The 14,530-nt window shown below is 62.3% G+C and carries 12 protein-coding genes; 7 read left to right on the forward strand and 5 right to left on the reverse strand.

Translation table 11 applies throughout. From position 1 onward, the window contains the following. Positions 1-24: 24 nt before the first annotated feature. Positions 25-1,371, reverse strand: coding sequence for an MFS transporter (locus BEK68_RS14560; RefSeq protein WP_004637223.1), 1,347 nt, complete (start codon positions 1,369-1,371; stop codon positions 25-27). A gap of 265 nt (positions 1,372-1,636) precedes the next feature. Between BEK68_RS14560 and BEK68_RS14565 the strand changes: the two genes are divergently transcribed. Further along, positions 1,637-2,599 (forward strand): PDR/VanB family oxidoreductase, encoded by a 963-nt coding sequence (locus BEK68_RS14565; protein WP_004637224.1) that lies wholly within the window; start codon positions 1,637-1,639, stop codon positions 2,597-2,599. Between the two features lie 43 nt (positions 2,600-2,642). After that, on the forward strand, positions 2,643-3,140 hold the full coding sequence (locus tag BEK68_RS14570) for a bacteriohemerythrin (protein WP_004637226.1): 498 nt from the start codon (positions 2,643-2,645) through the stop codon (positions 3,138-3,140). Positions 3,141-3,547: 407 nt separating this feature from the next. Here the strand turns inward: BEK68_RS14570 and BEK68_RS14575 are convergent, their stop codons facing one another. From BEK68_RS14575 to BEK68_RS25770, 3 genes are read right to left on the reverse strand one after another with little or no spacing between them, the layout of a single operon-like run. Then, positions 3,548-4,060: a hypothetical protein gene (locus BEK68_RS14575; RefSeq protein WP_004637229.1), complete on the reverse strand. Its 513-nt coding sequence runs from the start codon at positions 4,058-4,060 to the stop codon at positions 3,548-3,550. 10 nt (positions 4,061-4,070) lie between these two features. After that, positions 4,071-4,577 carry a superinfection exclusion B family protein gene (locus BEK68_RS14580; protein WP_004637231.1) on the reverse strand — a complete coding sequence of 169 codons (507 nt, stop codon included), beginning with the start codon at positions 4,575-4,577 and terminating at the stop codon, positions 4,071-4,073. Between the two features lie 20 nt (positions 4,578-4,597). Continuing rightward, positions 4,598-4,747 carry a hypothetical protein gene (locus BEK68_RS25770; protein WP_004637232.1) on the reverse strand — a complete coding sequence of 50 codons (150 nt, stop codon included), beginning with the start codon at positions 4,745-4,747 and terminating at the stop codon, positions 4,598-4,600. A gap of 287 nt (positions 4,748-5,034) precedes the next feature. On the opposite strand from BEK68_RS25770, the gene BEK68_RS14585 reads away from it, so the two are divergent. The 5 genes from BEK68_RS14585 (at position 5,035) to BEK68_RS14605 (ending at position 14,175) form a co-directional block, all read left to right on the forward strand. After that, positions 5,035-7,068 (forward strand): ATP-dependent nuclease, encoded by a 2,034-nt coding sequence (locus BEK68_RS14585; protein WP_004637239.1) that lies wholly within the window; start codon positions 5,035-5,037, stop codon positions 7,066-7,068. Then, positions 7,050-8,807 (forward strand): UvrD-helicase domain-containing protein, encoded by a 1,758-nt coding sequence (locus tag BEK68_RS14590; RefSeq protein ID WP_004637242.1) that lies wholly within the window; start codon positions 7,050-7,052, stop codon positions 8,805-8,807. The genes BEK68_RS14585 and BEK68_RS14590 overlap by 19 nt, the downstream gene beginning before the upstream one ends. A gap of 625 nt (positions 8,808-9,432) precedes the next feature. Further along, the gene (locus BEK68_RS14595; protein WP_249262925.1) at positions 9,433-11,697 is read left to right on the forward strand and encodes an ATP-binding protein; all 2,265 of its coding nucleotides are present in this window, start codon (positions 9,433-9,435) and stop codon (positions 11,695-11,697) included. A gap of 26 nt (positions 11,698-11,723) precedes the next feature. After that, positions 11,724-12,191, forward strand: coding sequence for a response regulator (locus tag BEK68_RS14600; RefSeq protein ID WP_024542170.1), 468 nt, complete (start codon positions 11,724-11,726; stop codon positions 12,189-12,191). Between the two features lie 25 nt (positions 12,192-12,216). Beyond that, positions 12,217-14,175 carry a hybrid sensor histidine kinase/response regulator gene (locus tag BEK68_RS14605; protein WP_012436503.1) on the forward strand — a complete coding sequence of 653 codons (1,959 nt, stop codon included), beginning with the start codon at positions 12,217-12,219 and terminating at the stop codon, positions 14,173-14,175. Between the two features lie 30 nt (positions 14,176-14,205). On the opposite strand, the gene BEK68_RS14610 is transcribed toward BEK68_RS14605, so the two are convergent. Further along, positions 14,206-14,448 (reverse strand): GlsB/YeaQ/YmgE family stress response membrane protein, encoded by a 243-nt coding sequence (locus BEK68_RS14610; protein ID WP_004634701.1) that lies wholly within the window; start codon positions 14,446-14,448, stop codon positions 14,206-14,208. Between the last annotated feature and the right edge of the window lie 82 nt (positions 14,449-14,530).

Here is a 14,530-nt window from a genome sequence, read left to right on the forward strand (position 1 = left end):
GAAATCAATCCGTTGCGTGCGTTCTCACACACCGGATTTCGGCGCCTGTTGCTGACGTGGCACGCCGAAGAGGACCGCAATACCGCCAGCGAAGACGAGCACGGCAACCAGCAGGATGCCGGCCGAGAAACTGCCCGTCACGGTCTTTACCCAGCCGAGCACGATCGGGGCGAAGAAGGCACCGACCTGGCCGAGACTGCTGATGACGCCGATCCCGCCCGCGGCCGCCTCGCCCTTGAGGTAGTTCGGCGGAATGGTCCAGATGATGGCCGCGGCGGCGAAGTAGCTCACCGAAACGAGGCTCAGGCACACGATCGCAGCGGCCGGGTTGTGGGTCAGCATCGTCAACAGCGTTGCGCCCGCGGCACCCGCCGTCGTGGACAGAAAGAAGTGCCAGCGACGCTCAAGCCGCATATCGGAGCTGCGTGCAATCAGCAGCATGGCAACGGCGCCGACGATGTAAGGCAACGCCGACAGGAAGCCGATCTCCAGCATGTTGGAGATGCCCGTCTGCTTGATGATGGTTGGCGTCCAATAGTTCAGGATCGTGCCGCAGATGGGTACCGTGGCCCAGCCTGCTGCGATCACATAGACGCGTGGGTCGCGCAGCGCAACCATCAGGCGGCTCGGCGCGCTGTCTGGTTTCTGGCGGTGTTCTTCCTCCAGGGCGGCCACGATAATGCGCTTCTGTGCGGCAGTCAGCCACTTCGCATCCTGCGGTTTATCGACCAAATAGAACCAGGCAAAAACACCTGCAAGCACAGCCGGCAGGCCCTCAATGAACAACAGCCACTGCCAGTTGCGGAAGCCCCAGACATCCGTGAAATTCTGGAGAATCAGGCCAGAAAGCGGGCCGCCGATGATGCCGGCGACGGCAATCGCCAGCAGGAATCGCGACGTGATACGAGCGCGACGCTGCGCGGGATACCAGAACGAGAGATAGAGAATGATCCCCGGCCAGAAGCCCGCCTCCGCCGCGCCAAGCAGCGTCCGGGCGAGATAGAACTGCCAGGGGGCATTCATGAAGGCCATTGCTGTGGAAATGGTGCCCCACAACAGCATGATCCGCGTTACGGTCTTGCGTGCGCCGATGCGCCTGAGTAGCAACGTGCTCGGCACTTCGAGCAGGATGTAGCCGATGAAGAACAGGCTCACGCCGAGCCCGTATGCGGCATCGCTGAGTCCCAGGTCCTGCTTCAACTGCAGTTGCGCGAAGCTGATATTGACGCGATCGAGATAGTTCAGCACCCAGCAGAGGAACAGGAAACTCATCAGCCTGAGTGTGATCTTTCGATAGGTCGCCTCTACGGCTACGGAATCGTCGCTCAGATGCGGGGGCGCATCCGCGTAGCTCAACGTGGAGTCATTCATTTCGTTGTCTCTTGGGGGCGTTTTGTCGACTCGATCAGTCAGACCCCCGCGCTGGACGGTGTCTGCTTCTCGTTGCCGACTATTTAATTAGACGTCTAGTTATGAGACTACGAGGCCTTGGTGCCTCTGACAAGTGAGGGTTTATACCGAACCCGGAAATTCAACCGGCGATTACGTCGCTTGCCAAATTAGATCTCTAGTAATATGATACGAACCACCCGCTGAAATGAAAACGAAACAAGTAGACAAGTAGACGGAGACAGGCATGACTACCCAGGACACCGGTTTTCTGCGGCTGACGATCGCGGAGAAGGAAAAGATTGCGCGCGACATCTGGCGCTTTGAACTGACCGATCCGCAGGGCGCGCCTCTTCCGCCATTCGAAGCCGGATCGAATCTGACCGTCGTGGTGCCCAATGGCATGCGCCGCAGCTATTCCCTCTGCAACGATTCGCAGGAAAGTCATCGCTACGTCATCGCGGTCAAGCGCGACAGCAATGGTCGCGGCGGCTCCATGAGCCTGATCGACGGCACGTCCACCGGTGATCTGATTGACGTATCCCTGCCGCGAAACGAATTTCCGCTCGACGAGCGCGCGAAATCGTTCATTCTTGTCGCGGGTGGCATTGGCATCACGCCGATGCTCTCGATGGCGCGCCAACTGAAGGCGGAAGGATTGCGGGATTTCAAGCTGTACTACCTGGCTCGCGACCCGGAAGGTACAGCGTTCCTGGACGAACTCAGCAGCGACCAATGGCGCTCGAGGGTGAAAATTCACCACGATCTCGGCGACCCCACCAAATCATTCGACTTCTGGACCCTGTTCGAGCGCCCCAAGGCCGCACACATCTACTGCTGCGGGCCGCAGATGCTAATGGACACGGTGCGCGACATGACGGGGCACTGGCCGCCTGGCACGGTTCACTTTGAGAGCTTTGGCGCCAATAACGCGAACGCGCAAGTGAACACGCCGTTCATCGTTCGGCTCAAGCGCACCGGTACGCCGCTGGACATCCCGGCTGATCGATCGATCCTTGATGTGCTGCGCGCAGAAAATGTGCACGTTGCAAGCTCATGCGAAAGCGGCACCTGCGGATCCTGCCGGACCGCGCTGTGCTCGGGCGAGGCGGATCATCGAGACATGGTGCTGCGGGACGACGAGAAAGCCACGCAGATCATGGTCTGCGTATCGCGTGCAAAATCGGGCGAACTGGTTCTGGACCTCTGATACATCCCGCCGCAACGCACGAACCCAACACGAGGACTTGACCATGAGCGACCAGACTCCCTCCCGCGCCCCAACCACACGGGATACCAGTGCGCCGACGCCGGCCAGCGACAACAGTCTCGCCTGGTCCGATATGCGTCTCCTCGGGTTCACGCCCATGGACGACGTGCACGAGGAGTTTCACACGCTTGCACTGAAACTGGTGACCTGCTCGGATGCGAGCGCCGCCGATGCAATCGAACGATTCGAGCAGCACGCGATCAGCCATTTTGAGCAGGAAGATGAATGGATGCGCTCCACCAACTTCCCTCCGCGGGACTGCCACCTCGCCGAGCATGCGGCTGTGCTCAAATCGGTCGGTGACGTCAAGCAAGCCGTGGCGCTAGGAGAGGCCGGCGCCGACGTGGTTCGAAGCTTGGGGATGGCTCTCTTTGACTGGTTCCCGATTCATGCCGACTACCTGGATTCCGCGCTGGCAGCCTGGATGACAAAACAGACCATGGGCGGAAAGCCCATCGTGTTGCGCCGCACGCTCGCCTGAATTGGCTCACGGGCTCACCCCCACTTCGAGGGCAGCGCACTGCGCGGACGTGGAGCTGTTTAGTCCTTCGTCGGCCGGCGATACATTTAAGTGGTGCCAGCGGCCGAACGTAATGCTACTTCGGCCGTTCGGCAAATGCGTATGGTTGGCTGCTTCTGGCCGTTCGGCGACCCTCATTCGCCCATGTCGCACGATACATTGCACCGCACAAGGCGAAATCAACCACGAAATGCGGATACCCTTCAAAAGTAGGTACGTTGCGGCCTGACCAGCACTAGTGATCAGGTCCAACAAATCCACCTTCACGGCTTCCTGACGCACGTTGCAAAAGGGCTAGGTCGAGGTCACCGACATCTTCATTGGCTTTCCGAATGTGGGTTGTTCAGCTGGACAGCAGCGGCTTGTGCTTACCTCGTCGGCTTGTCGGCCTGAAACTCGATGATGACGCCAAGCGCTGCGAGTTGCGGCGGCACTTCCGGGTGTTCACGACAAACGCGCGTGAAAGAATCCGCGATCTCTCCGATGGTGACAGTCCTGATCTTCGGCCCGTACACCTCAACAGCATTCATAAAGCCCGTGGCGTATCCCATTTCAACCAAGCGGCCTTGGTCGGTGTTCGACTGTGCGACCCACTCCCGGCAGCTATCCAAAACCGTAGCGTGCGTGGGCGCGGCCCCGGCTGAGAGGCCGTGTGCGAGAACCAGCGTCGAGTCTTCCTTCTCCTGCGAACCGGGCATGACAATTAGGTCTTCCAGTTTCGGATCGCCTGGCTTCGCTGTCGGGACGCTCGGGAGTTGGCCAGTTGCCCGTCCATAGGTGATAAGCCTGGCGGGGTCGAAGTCAGCGGGGAGTCCGTTGTCTGCTGCCTGCGCAACAGTGGCAACGAGAACGGTTGCCGCGAACAGAACTGTGCGTTTCATCGAATTTTTCCTACAGCAGAAGCTCAGGCTCCGCCGAGAGAATTTCACGAGCCCATGGTTGCATGTTGAACGGAAACCCAAGTCCATATGAAACGGATGATGCTCTATACAGTACCCTCTTTCCCTCCAACCCTCGCACGGCGCCGTCGTTTAGGCTGTAAGTGACCGACGCGGCCTGGTCGCGGATGTAGGGAATCAGAACTGCCTTCTCGTCCGGTGTAAGCGTTGTCAGCCACTTTCGTCTGACCTTACGCATCCGCGCATCGTCTAGCAACGAGCCGATTACATTGAAAACCCATGCGAGCCCGTGCGCGAGCAGATAGGCACAGGAAGCCAGTAACGCGAATCCAATCCACATTCGATACTTCGCGAGAAAGTCCGCGAGACCTGTTGCAGCAATAGCGTGTGCCGGAGCGTATAAAAGTGCCCCGCTAGCGAGTGCGATGGCAAGTAGTGGCTTTACGGCAATCTGCCCAACTGCCTTAATGCCCTCAGCAATGTCCCCAATCATGCCCATGTCAGCGTTTTCCTGGTCAATTACCTTAGCAGCGCATCCAGAAGCTCTCTGTATGCACTTGCTTTTGTGTCAGTGCTAATGATGACAGCACGTTTACCGCCCCGCCCGGCAAAGTGCGCACCCGCATAGCCGCACAGACTTGCTATCAGAACGGTCATCAGCAGTTCCATTGAGGCGTTCTCCCCATTTTCGTTTTAGTTACGAGATGGTACGTGAGCTGCCGGTCAAAAATGGGACGCTAGTCCAATGTCCACGCCGCGTCCTCAGAAAATCAGACAAATGCAACCCTGCGCACTAGTCCTTTGCCGCCGATGGCGGCGAACCTGTTGCGGACCTATTCAGGCTTACAGCATTGCCAAGCGGCAGATCGAACGTACAATTTCGCAGGACCGCCACGCGGGCCCCCAGGCAATAGCATCAAGACAAAGGCGCCTGGGCAGGGAAAGGGAGACCGGACGTGAAGCTGTCCGAAATTGCCATCATGAACTTCCGGCTGCTGCAGTACGCCCGTATGCGGCTGGACACGACAGGCATCACCACGATCCTCGTCGGCCCCAACAATAGCGGCAAGACTTCGGCCATCGAGGCCATGCTGACCTTCCTGCAAAGGCCGATCAAGCAGCTGTCGATCAATGATTTTTCTCTGGGGTGTCGCGATGCCCTAAAGAAGTTTGAGCAGCACGTCCTAGCGCCGCCTGCGGCGGCCGCACCCGCGGGGGGCGAAGCTGCAGTAGCCGCGCCACCGCCCCTCCCCGACTTGCCGGTCTTGTCGTTGCGCCTCAAGTTCGACTACGACGACACGGGCCCAGATTTGGCGATTGCAGGGGAGTTGCTGATGGATCTGGAGGATGCGTCCGCCTCGGTGATGGTCGAAATCCGCTTCGCGCCTGCGAATCCCGAGCAACTGGCGCAGGCCTACCTGAAGGACCGGGACGACGATCAGTCGCTTTTCGATTATCTTGCGGCCACCCTGCATGACCACTACAAGCTCGACCAATTCAAGTTGAGCCCTGACGGCAGCGAAGCCGAGCGCCTGCCCGACCGAGGCATCTTGCAGCGGCTGATCCGCATCGACGTCGTCAGCGCTCAGCGCCACATCGACGACCGTGAAGAAGGCAGCAAGGCCACGCGCCTCTCGACATTGCTCCACACGCACTACGAGCGCCGCTACAAAGTCGATGCTCCCAACGATTTCAAGGCACTCGAGAAGACGCTGCGGGACCAGTCCACCATCCTTGGCCCTCAGTACGTCAAGGCTTTCGACGGCCTGATGAAGGGGTTGGCGAAGTTCGGCCATCCGGAATCCCCCAAGCTAACTGTGCGCGCTGAGCTCAGCGCCGATGGCCTTTTCAAGGACACGACGCGCGTCTACTACTCGGCGGCCAGCGCAACGACGCCACCAGCCGAGGGACCCGCGGCAGCGCTTGATCAGGCCTTCGAGCTTCCCGAGCGATACAACGGACTCGGGTTCAAGAACCTCATCTACATTGTTCTGTGCCTCAAGTCCTTCCGTGAGGACGTGGAGTCTGACCTCGAGCATCGTCCCCGTGTCCACTTGGTCGTCGTTGAGGAGCCCGAGGTGCACATGCATCCTCAGATGCAGGCGGTCTTCGTCCAGAAGGTCAGCGAGTTCCTCACACCCGCTGCGGGTGAGACCGGCGTGCAACTGCTGCTGACGACGCACTCATCGCACATGGCGGCCAACTGCGGCTTCGCGCCGATTCGCTACTTCCGGCGAAACAAGGGAACGGTCGAGATCAAGGACCTGCTGTCCTTCGAGTGCTCTGCAACGACCGACCCCGAAAAGGCCGCGATGGAGTTCCTGCGGAAGTACTTGACGACCACTCGATGCGACATGTTCTTCGCGGACAAGCTCGTGTTCATCGAAGGGCAAGTCGAGCGCATGCTTCTGCCTCGCCTAATCGCCGCCCTGGATATCGCACTGCGCGACAAGCTAACCTCGACTTATGTCTGCACGGTAGAAGTGGGCGGCGCGTACGCACATCTCTTCCGCAAGCTGATCGAGTTCTTGCAGTTGCCGGCTCTGGTCATCACCGATTTGGATTCGATCGATGGCACAACCAAGAAGAAGGCGCCCGTCGCAAACGGGCATGTCAGCAGTAATGCAACCCTGTCTCAGTGGCTTCCAGGAAGTTCTGATTTGCCTGTGCTGATGGCGGCTGGCGAAGCACAAAAGACCTCTGGACGTGTCCGGGTTGCCTATCAAGTCCCGGAAGCAGTCGGCCAACCGTGCGCTCGCAGCTTCGAGGAAGCCTTTGTCTACGCGAACGCGGCATGGCTGACCGCCAACAAAGCCAAGATGTTGGCCACCGGAGAAACATTCACTCATGCTGACGCCGCAGCCCTGACCGCGGACGCCTACAACGTAAGTCTGCCGAAGGTCGACTTTGCGCTTGATCTGCTGGCCAACGAAGGCTGGGCCACACCGATGTACATCCGCGAGGGGCTCGAATGGTTGGCGAAGCAGTAGCCGCGGCCGCGCCCGAAAAGACAGCGGACGAGCGCATCGCCGAATGCCTCGCCGAGGGTCGCAGTTTCGTTCTCGACGCTGGTGCCGGCGCGGGCAAGACTTACTCTCTCGTCGAGGGTCTGAAGAAGCTCTGTGCACCGACGGTCGCCGACCGGCTCAGGCGTGACGGGCAGCAGATCGCCTGCATCACCTATACCAATGTGGCCAAGGACCAGGTGATTGACCGCATCCAGGGCAACTCTTTGGTGCGTGTCTCGACTATCCATGACTTCCTATGGAGCACGTTGCAGCCCCACCAGCAAGCCCTTCGGCAGGCTCTGCTCGATTTCAATGCTGCACTCCCCACGGGGAGCTCGCGTCGGGTTGATCAAGCGGAACTAGCAGCAAGGGTCGCCGCCCGGCTTGAGGTGAAGTACTCGGACCGGGGCTCCAAGTTCCTCGAGGGTCGGATCTATCACGACGACCTGCTTTCGATCGCGCGCATCGCCTACACCAGATACGACAAGCTGGCGCGCATCGTGGCGAGCCGCTACCCCTACATCTTCATCGACGAGTACCAGGACACCAGCGAAGCAGTGATCGACATCCTGCTTTGCCGGATGCTACCGCTGGCTGGCAACAAGCTCGTGCTCGGATTTTTCGGTGACAAGATGCAGAACATCTATCACCATGGAGAACACAAGGGGATCGGCGAACTTCCAGCTGAGCTGGCAGCGCCACTTGAGGTCATCGTCAAGCGCGAGAACCGTCGTTGCTCGCTGCGCGTCATGGATGTGTTGAACAACATCCGGACCGACATCACGCAGATACCTGGGAGCAACAACGCGCAAGGCGACGTAGCGTACATCCGCGTTGCGGCTGGTGCCGATGAAGCGGGTCTTCAACGCGCACGCGACCTGCTGACCGACACCTTGAACTGGGACCTGGCAAGCCAAGGAACACGCGAGCTTTACCTCACCCATCGGCTGATTGCCCGCAAGGCTGGTTTTGCTGACTTGCTTCAGGCCTTCACGGATCGTGGGTCCTTTGCCAAGGATGCCCTCACCGACGGCTCTGATCGGCGGATTGCGTTCTTCTTGGAGAAGGTTGAACCGCTGGCCCTGGCCTGGGAGAAGGGGCAGATCGGCGAGACGCTGGGCCGGCTCCATGGCGCGGGGCACCGACTAGCCAGTCGCACAGCAAAGTCTGGCGTGCGCGATGCGCTTAATGCCCTGACGGCAAAGCGAGCTGCCGGCACAGTCCGTGAAGTGCTTGAGACGATCCGCGACCGCCAGCTATTCCCACTGACCGATGACTTGGCCCTCCGGCTTGTAAACACGCAGCCCATCCTCACTGCGGAGATGGATGATGCCGCGAAAGAGCGCGAGCAACTGGAGGCGACGCTGTACGGGGCCTTCTTCGCGCTTCCCTACCAGCAGGTCGCCGCCTTCGCCCGGTTCTTCATGACCAGCACGCCGTTTGCTACCAAGCATGGCGTGAAGGGAGACGAGTTCGATACCGTGCTGGTCGTGCTGGACGACTCCGGCGCCGCGTGGACCTTCTATTCGTTCGACAAGTACCTGTCCGGTGCGGATGAGACGGCGAAACCAGAGCGCGCAAAGCGGTCTCGCAATGTCTTCTACGTCTGCTGCTCTAGGGCCCGGCAGAGGCTGGCGGTGATCGATCTCACCGGTGCTTCCGCGGCGAAGGACGAGCGAATGCGCACGCTGTTCGGACTGGACCGCTGCTATGAGGTATAGCAGCACGGCGCAGATCCGTGACCGGCAGGGAGGGCCACCACTGACGCCGACGAAGGTCCGCCCATGTACCTGCTCTACCGCGGCTGCGCGGTTGGCCCACGCAAGGGCTCTGAGAAGCCTCTGCTCGATGTACACTTCAGGCTTTGTAGTGTCCATATCTACTGGCCACACGAGCGACACAAGGAATCACCTAAGTTGTTGATTGCTCAGCCATTCGATGTGTCCATATACCCGTAGACTTGCTAATGTTGTTCAACGTCTGACCCCGCGCACGTCCAACGAGAAAGCCCCGCAGTGATTGCGGGGCTTTTTTCATGGGCGAGGCGCAAGCACGCAGCGGTGGCCCGCCAGACGAATGCCGTCCCCACCCTTGTAACGTTGAGGCGGCCCAGCATCACTTTTTTACACGCGGGCAAGTGAACAAGACGGCTTCGATGCTCGGCAAGGCCCATCGCTGCGCCATTTTCACGTCGCTGGCACGCCGGTTGCGTGAAACGCGGCAGATACGCTGAACCCCGGCAGGCCGCTTCCGCCCGGGGCAGCCCGCCGCCCCGACTGGCATTCAGCCAGGACCGTTCGGACGGCGCACTCGCCCAACGCCATGAGTTCGCAATCGCCTCCGCCCTTGTCTGCAATTGACGACATCGACGCCTCGACCGGTATCGGCAGCAACGCTGCCATCCAGTCGCGCGGGGTGTTGCTGTGCCTGTCCGAACCCGATCTGCGCATCCATCAGGTGAGTGAAAACCTGGAGGCCGCGCTGGGTACGCCACTGGCCACCGCGCTGCAGGCGCCTGTTGACCATGTCATCGGCACGGCGGGGCGCGAGGTGCTGGAGCGCGCCCTGGGCACGCACAGCATCGACGGACACCCCTTGTATATCGGCACACTCCTGACGCCGCACGGGCACGCACTCGACGCGGTGGTGCATCGGCACAAGGGCACGCTCATCCTGGAGGTGGAACCCGCCATGCATGCGGCCGACGGCGCGTTTGCGTCGATGTATCCGCTGGTGCGCACCTTTGTCGCCAGCCTGCAAGCCGTAGGCACGATCGATGCGCTGACGGACCTCGCCGCGCGCGAAGTCCACCACCTCACCCACTTTGGCCGCGTCACGATCTACCGCATTGAGCGCGATGGCTCCTTGCAAGCGCTCGCTGAAGCGCGCAACGAGGCCTATGACACGCTGGTCGGTACGCACCTGTCTGGCGCCGGCATAACGCCCGAACTGCGCAATCTGTATAGCCACAACCCCTTGCGCCTGGTGGCAGACGTCGACGACACGCCGGTGGGGCTGGTGCCCCCGCTGCATCCGTCCACCGGGCGGACGACCGATCTGACCTACGCGGCCTTGCGCGCGGCTTCCGATGCGCAGCGCGAAACCATGCGCCGCATGGGCGCGAAGGCGTCGCTCACGCTGGCGCTTACGGTGCGCGGGAACCTGTGGGGCTTGATCGCCCGCCACCATGCGACGCCCTGTTCGTTGTCGTTTGAAGTGCGCACGGCATGCGAACACCTGGCGCAGATTCTGTCGCTGCAGATCGAAGCGAAGGAAGATCGCGCCGAGATCGCCCACCGGCTGGAACTGCGACGCATCCTTGTGCGCCTGCTGGCCGCGATGGCCGACCGTGACCATTTCCACGAAGGCCTGCTCGAACATCCCGCCGATCTGCTGCGCTTTGCCTCGGCCAGCGGCGCCGCCATCGTTCGCCAGGGCGAGTGCGTGCGCATCGGTGCCGCGCCTGACGAAGCCAGCATCCTGCGCCTGACCGAATGGCTGGCCAATGCGCACCCCGGGGAGGTCTTCCACACCGACCGTGTGGCCGCCACCTACCCGGACAGCGCAGCGCTGCTGCCCCAGGCCAGTGGCGTGCTGGCCGTGCAGGTTTCGCAACTGCATCGCCACTACGTGCTGTGGTTCCGCCCCGAAACCCCGCACACCGTGCGCTGGGCGGGCGACGCACCGGACGCGGCCATCGCCCACGACAGCCAGCACGTGCTGGGCCGCACCCGCCATTGGCAGGAGCGCATCGCGCACACTTCGCGCCCGTGGCGCACAAGCGAAGTGGAAACCGCCGCGGAGTTCCGCTACGCCGTCCTGAACATCGTGCTGCGCCGCGCGGAAGAAGCCGCGGAGTTGGCCAGCGAACTGCGCCGCGCCAACCACGAACTGGAAGCGTTTTCGTATTCCGTATCGCACGACTTGCGCGCGCCGCTGCGCCACATCGCCGGCTATGCCGAACTACTGGACGAGATGGAGGGCCAGCACGTCTCGGCACGCGGGCGGCACTTTCTGCAGACGATCTCAGAGTCGTCGCGCTTTGCGGGCAAGCTGGTCGACGATCTGCTGACCTTTTCGCAGATGGGCCGCGGCGCGCTTCATCTGACCGACGTCGATCTCGCACAGCTCGTGCGCGGCGTCGTGCGCGATCTGACGCCAGATCAGGGACGTCGCCATATTGAATGGGACATCGCCACCTTGCCGGTGGTGCGCGCCGACCCGGCATTCCTGCAACTGGCGATGCGCAACCTGCTCTCCAACGCAGTCAAATACACGCGCGGCCGTGACCCGGCGCGCATCCATATCGACGCCGAACAGACCGACGCCGAAACCATCGTGCGCATTGCCGACAACGGCGTGGGCTTCTCGATGGAATACGTGGCCAAGCTGTTCGGCGTGTTCCAGCGGCTGCATCGCATGGACGAGTTCGAGGGCACCGGCATCGGCCTGGCTAATGTGCGGCGCATCATCGATCGCCACGGCGGCCGCACCTGGGCCGAGGGCGAGCTTGATCGCGGCGCGACGTTCTACTTCGCGCTGCCGCGCACGCCGGACCCGCAGGCGGCATCCGCAGCGGGCCTCCGCACACCCGTGACTCGCGATGCCTGATGGTTCTTTCCACGCTCATTGCCACCATGCTCAAACCCATCCTGCTCGTTGAAGACAATCCGAACGACCTCGAGCTGACCCTGCTGGCGCTGGAGCGCAGCCAGCTTGCCAACGATGTGGTCGTCACCCGCGACGGCGCTGAAGCGCTGGACTACCTGCACGCGCGCAACCTGTACGCGCAACGCGTGCCGGGCAACCCTGCCGTGGTGCTGCTCGACTTGAAGCTGCCCAAGGTCGACGGGCTGGAAGTGCTGGCCGAGATCCGTGCCACGCCCGCGCTCAAGAGCCTGCCCGTGGTCATGCTCACGTCGTCGCGCGAAGAAACCGATCTGCTGCGCAGCTACGAACTGGGCGTCAACGCCTACGTGGTCAAACCGGTGGAGTTCCGGGCGTTTGTCGATGCGATTGCCGACCTGGGCGTATTCTGGGCGGTGCTCAATGAACCGCCGCCCGGCTCCACCCGGGCACGCCGCACGTTGCTGCCGGTAAGCTAGCGGCCCATCCGGAGCATTCGCCCCCATGCCCAATCTTCAACTGCTGCTGGTCGAAGACAATCCGCTCGACGCAGAACTTACGCGCGCACGGCTGGAAACCGCCAACCTGCAGGCTGACACCACGCTGGTCGACAACGAGACCGACTTCATCGCCCAACTGAGCGCGCGAACCTTCGACGCCATCCTGGCCGACTACATGCTGCCGCAGTTCACGGGGGCGGAGGCGCTCGACATTGCGCGCCGCATGGCACCGCAAACGCCGTTCATCTTCGTGTCGGGTGCGCTGGGCGAAGAGCATGCGGTGGACATGCTCAAACGCGGCGCCACCGATTACGTCATCAAGCAGCGCCTGCAGCGCCTGCCCGTGGTGCTGCTGCGGGCGCTGGCCGAAGCAGCCGAACGCCGCCAGCGCATCGCCGCAGAAGCTGCCCTGCGCGAAGCGGAAACGCACTTCCGCCTGCTGATCAACGCGCTCAAGGAGCACGCCGTGCTCTCGCTCGACCCGCAGGGCATCGTGCGCACCTGGAATGCGGCGTCGCGCAGCATTCTTGGTTATGCGCGCGAAGACATCCTCGGCAAATCGGCGGAGATTCTGTATCCGCAGGCCGCGCGCGAGGCAGGTGAATTCCAGCGCAAGCTCGAACGCGTGCGCCGCGAAGGCAGCCTCACCGACGACCGCTGGATGCTGCGCAAGGACGGCACGCCGTTCTACGCATCCAGCGTGGTCACCGCCATCCACAACGAGACGGGGCAACTGGTCGGCTTCTCCAAGATCATCCGCGACTCCACGGAAGAGCGCATCGCCGCAGACGCCCTGCGCCGTGCCAAGGAAGAAGCCGAGACCGCCAACCACGCCAAGGACCACTTCCTGGCCGTGCTCTCGCACGAGCTGCGCACGCCGCTCACGCCAATTCTGACCGCCGTGCATCTGCTGGAACTGCGCCAGGATCTGCCTGCTTATGTGGTCGCGCAGCTCGAAGTCGTGCGCCGCAACGCCGAACTGGAAGCACGCCTGATCGACGACCTGCTCGACATCACCGGCATTGCGCGCGGCAAGCTGGCCGTGAGCTTTGCGCTGGTCGACCTGTATCCGCTGCTGGAGAGCACGCTGGAGATGTCGCGCAACGACATGCAGGCCAAGCGGCTGTCGCTCAAGACGCGCTTCGAGGCGGGCCGCAGTCGGCTGTATGCCGACGGCGCGCGCATCCAGCAGGTGATCTGGAACCTAGTGCGCAACGCCGTCAAGTTCACGCCCGAAGGCGGCGCCATCGGGGTGCGCGTCTGGAACCCCTCGCCCTCCACCGTGGCCGTGGCCGTGAAGGACAACGGCATCGGCATCGAACCCGACGCGCTGCCGCGTATCTTCTCGGCGTTCGAGCAGGCCGATGCATCGATCACACAGCGCTTTGGCGGGCTTGGCCTGGGCCTGGCGATTGCCTATGCGCTGGTGCAGAAGCATGAGGGTTCATTGATCGCTGAGAGCGCCGGCCGCCACGAGGGCGCCACGTTCACGCTCACGCTGCCGCTGGCCACCGAGATGGTGCAGCCCGAGACGCCGCCGTCGCCGCCCTCGCCACGCGCCCAACCGACGCGCGGCCTGCACGTGCTGCTGGTGGAAGACAACGCCGATACGGCCGAAGCCATGTCGCAGATGCTGGAGATCCTCGGCCACAGCGTCGCCGTGGCCAATGGCGCGCGCACGGCCATGCAAGCCGCTGAATCCGGCACGTTCGATCTGCTGATCAGCGATATCGGCCTGCCGGACGGCAGCGGCCTGGACGTGGTGCGCGTTTTTGCCGAGCGGCAAGCCGCCCCGTCGATCGCGATTACGGGTTACGGCATGGAAGAAGACATCGCCCGCTGTCGTGACGCGGGCTTTACGGATCACCTGACCAAACCGGTGGACTTCAAGCGGCTGGAAACGCTGATGGCCGGCTATCTGGCCGCGCGCGACGCGCGCACCACCGGCGTGGGCGCGGGATAAGCCGCGCCAGAATGCCGCAGGACAGTCACCCTAGCGGCGCAACAGGCCCCATGCTGCAGATAGCAGCATGGCGCCTACCACGGCGGCCGTCCACGCCATGATCTGCCCATCGGCATACAGGTGAGCGAACTGGCCGCTGTAGTAGCCGACCAACGCTCCAATTCCGCCCGTCGCCAGCGCAGCCGCCCATCCCAGGCGTTTGCCTGCGGGATGCAGCCAACGCGCCGCCACGCCCACCGCCAACCCGATCCACAGCGGCCCGATCCACCCCATGCCTGTTCTCCGTATTGCCCTTGAGCGATTCAACTGGACGCGTACCTTAGCGCAGGACGCAGCGGAAGGCCACGGCGGTGCC

The sequence above is a fragment of the Ralstonia pickettii genome, from assembly GCF_001699815.1.
In the GTDB taxonomy this organism is placed as follows: domain Bacteria; phylum Pseudomonadota; class Gammaproteobacteria; order Burkholderiales; family Burkholderiaceae; genus Ralstonia; species Ralstonia thomasii.